The following is a 3,625-nucleotide window of genomic DNA, read 5'->3' as shown; positions in this document are numbered from 1 at the left end:
TCTGGGCACAGTAGCGCGCAAATTTTTGCGCAAATCAGATTGCTCGGTGTTAATGTTAACGGATCCATCCACTACGCCACATCCTTTTAAAGATATAGTAGTAAATGCAGAAGACAGTCCGTTTGTGGAGGAGGCTGTGCGTATGGCTTGCACTATAGGATTAAAGGATAAATCTACCTGGCTGCACGTTGTGCGCGAGATTAAAATGTATGGGCTTACCATGTCGGCATCCGATCATCATTCAGAAGATGAATATGAGAATCTGCGGCAGAACCTGGTGAAAGATGAGATTGATAATGTAGAGAAGATATTGAGTTGTATTCCGCACGAAGGACTGAAAGTAAATATAAAGATGCTGGCCGGTAAATCTGGTTTTGAACTGGCCAAGTTTGCGCAACGCAAGCATGCCGATTTGTTGGTAGTAGGTGCTTCTCCGAGGAGATTCTCTTTATTCGATCGGGTCTTTCCGCACGACCTGGAGTATATATTTGCAGATTTACCCTGCAACCTCCTGGTAGTACATCCGCGCAAATCAGAATCGAAGGAAGGAGGTAAGGCATGGTTAGGTTAGGGCATGCAGATGTAGTGCACTTGCTCATACAGTTGGGCACGATGCTGATAGCCGGCCGTATGTTTGCTGAGCTTGCGCGCAAGTTCAAGCAACCCGCAGTAGTGGGAGAAATTATAGCCGGTATATTATTAGGACCTACTATACTGGGAATGATTCAGCCTGAATGGTTCCAGGCATTGTTCCCTACACCGAGTGGTGCTGGCACAGTGCTTTCGGGTATGGTGCAGGTGGCGGTAGTGATGTTGTTATTTATTGCAGGCCTGGAAGTAGACTTACATATAGTATGGCAACAAGGCCGACAGGCTATATCCACAAGTTTATTCGGTTTGGTAATTCCGTTCATGTTCGGGTTTGTTTTCCCGTATCTCTTTCCGGAATTTTTTGGTATAGCCGATACGCATGCACGACTCACCTTTGCCCTTTTTATGGGCACCGCCATGGCTATATCTGCATTACCCGTTATAGTGCGGATACTCATGGATCTGAATATGTTCCGGTCGCGCATGGGTTTGCTCGTGGTTGCATCTGCTATGGTAGACGATGTTATCGGGTGGATGATCTTCTCTGTTATACTCGGTATGATTGGGAAAGGAAGCGACATGCCTATCTGGAATACGATTATACTTACGCTGGTGTTTGCTGCGTCTATGCTTACCGTTGGCAGGGGGCTTCTCAATCGCCTGCTTCCGTGGGTAAATCGCAAGCTTGCATGGCCGGGTGGTGTTCTTTCACTATCACTGGCGCTTTGCTTTTTTGCTGCAGCCTTTACAGAATATATAGGTATACATGCCATCTTCGGTGCCTTTATCATGGGCGTTGCCTTGGGAGACTCCGAACATTTTTCAGAACGTGCAAAAGAGATCGTGCATCAGTTTATCAACAATATATTTGCTCCGTTATTTTTTGTATCCATTGGTTTGCGGGTAAACTTCTTCACCAACTTTGATCTGCCATTAACCTGCATCATTATATTCATTGCATTTACCGGTAAAATTGCAGGTGCCGGTTTGGGTACACGACTTGGAGGGTTTAGCTGGAAGGAATCGCTTGCAGCAGGTTTTGGATTGAGCGCACGCGGAGCAATGGAAATTATACTCGGGCTTGTAGCATTAGAGAATGGACTGATCAACGAGAAAGTATTTGTGTCGCTGGTGATCATGGCACTTGTTACCAGTATGACCAGCGGCCCGATGATGCGATGGAGCCTGAACCGTTAACCGTGATTCGTTAAAAGTTAATCGTAAATGATAAATATATACTTTGCGAATAACGAATCTTCAGGAAAGAATCAGTCTATATCTTCTTCGCTTTCTCCCAATATACATCCATCTCTGCCAGTGTCATCTCGCCCATAACTTTTCCGTCTTTAGCAGACTCTGTTTCGAGATATTGAAAACGCTTGATGAATTTTTTATTTGTGCGCTCCAGTGCTTCTTCCGGATCTATATTGATAAAGCGCGCATAGTTTACCAATGAAAAAAGAAGATCACCAAACTCGGCCATCGCTTTTTCTTTGTTGATCGCTTCGTTTGATTCTGCATTAAATTCATTCTTAAACTCCTGCATTTCCTCTTCAACCTTTTGCCACACTTGCTCTTTCTTCTCCCAGTCGAAGCCAACACCACGGGCTTTGTCTTGAATGCGTATAGCCTTCACCAGTGCGGGTAATGATTTGGGTACACCTTCAAGCACCGACTTGTTTCCTGTTTTTAATTTTATCTTCTCCCAGTTAGCCTTTACCGTTTCTTCATCGTTGGCGATAACATCACTATAAATATGGGGGTGGCGCTCAATAAGTTTTTCGCAGATAGAATTTAATACATCAGCAACATCAAAGGCTCCTTGCTCCGATGCTATACGTGCATAGAATACCATGTGCAACATGAGGTCGCCAAGTTCCTTCTTCACCTCTTTAAGGTCACCCTCCAGTATAGAATCAGAGAGCTCGTATGTCTCTTCAATAGTAAGATGCCGGAGACTTTCCAGTGTCTGTTTTTTATCCCACGGACAGTTTTCGCGCAGCTCATTCATAATGGTGAGCAGTCGATCAAAAGCTTTTAATTTTTCTTCACGTGTTGGATCAGGAGCAGACAAAACTTTTTTCATAATTCACCTTCAATTGATTAGCAAAGTAACGTGCAGTAATCTACAATCTAAAATCAGCAATCAAAATCGTAGTTCATAAATACTGCCTCGTACCTCAAGAGATTTATTCTTATTTTTGCCATCCGCTAAAACGAATAATCAAGTGACTTTAATTAAATCGATTTCCGGTATACGAGGTACTATAGGTGGCAGAACGGGTGATAACCTCACGCCTGTTGATGTGGTAAAATTTGCTGCTGCTTTTGGTACACTGCTGAAGAAAAAAAACGATACAACAAAAGTTGTGATCGGTCGTGATGCTCGCATTTCTGGCGAGATGGTAAGTGCATTGGTAACAGCTACACTGCAAGGTTTAGGTATTGATGTGATCGATCTGGGTCTCTCCACAACGCCAACAGTGGAGATTGCCGTGCCCGCAGAAAAAGCAGCAGGCGGTATTATACTCACCGCCAGTCATAATCCTATTCAGTGGAACGCACTTAAACTGTTGAATGAGAAAGGTGAATTTATCTCCGCAAAAGACGGTGAAGAAGTGTTGAAGCTTGCCGAAGCTGAAGATTTTGATTTTGCTCAGGTAACAAAGCTGGGTAAATATGAAAAGAACGAAAGCTACCTGCAGATACACATCGATCAAATTCTGAAACTTCCGCTTGTAGATGTAGCCGCTGTTCGAAACAAAGGTTTTAAAGTTGTAGTAGATGCTGTAAACTCTACCGGGGGTATAGCAGTACCCTTGCTGCTGAAAGCCATGGGTGTAACAGTAAAGGAACTTTACTGCGAGCCAACAGGACATTTTCCTCATAATCCGGAACCACTACCAGAACATCTTACAGATATAACCCGCGAGATAAAAAAAGGGAAATATGATCTGGGTATAGTGGTGGATCCGGATGTTGACAGACTTGCTTTTGTTTGTGAGGATGGAACTCCGTTCGGTGAAGAATATAC

The 3,625-nt window shown here is 43.8% G+C and carries 3 protein-coding genes and 1 pseudogene; 3 read left to right on the top strand and 1 reads right to left on the bottom strand.

The annotated features are described in order from the left end of the window. Together VIN08_RS27505 and VIN08_RS27500 are read left to right on the top strand one after the other, a co-directional pair. Window positions 1-571: universal stress protein (locus VIN08_RS27505; RefSeq protein ID WP_331972762.1), on the top strand; the 571-nt coding region annotated here is incomplete at its 5' end. Next, a complete protein-coding gene (locus tag VIN08_RS27500) occupies window positions 559-1,788 on the top strand; it encodes a cation:proton antiporter (protein WP_331972759.1) in 1,230 nt (409 codons plus the stop codon). The genes VIN08_RS27505 and VIN08_RS27500, both read left to right, overlap by 13 nt. A 76-nt stretch (window positions 1,789-1,864) precedes the next feature. On the opposite strand, the gene mazG is transcribed toward VIN08_RS27500, so the two are convergent. Next, on the bottom strand, window positions 1,865-2,677 hold the full coding sequence (gene mazG / locus VIN08_RS27495) for a nucleoside triphosphate pyrophosphohydrolase (RefSeq protein ID WP_331972756.1): 813 nt from the start codon (window positions 2,675-2,677) through the stop codon (window positions 1,865-1,867). A 142-nt stretch (window positions 2,678-2,819) separates the two neighbouring features. Here mazG and VIN08_RS27490 point away from each other — a divergent pair. Beyond that, window positions 2,820-3,625, top strand: a pseudogene (locus tag VIN08_RS27490) (phosphoglucosamine mutase); the annotation flags it as partial.

Source organism: Ohtaekwangia sp. (assembly GCF_036568665.1).
Lineage (GTDB): Bacteria > Bacteroidota > Bacteroidia > Cytophagales > Cyclobacteriaceae > Ohtaekwangia.
Note: the sequence above shows the minus strand (reverse complement) of the source record. Positions and strands in the feature narration are given on the sequence as shown.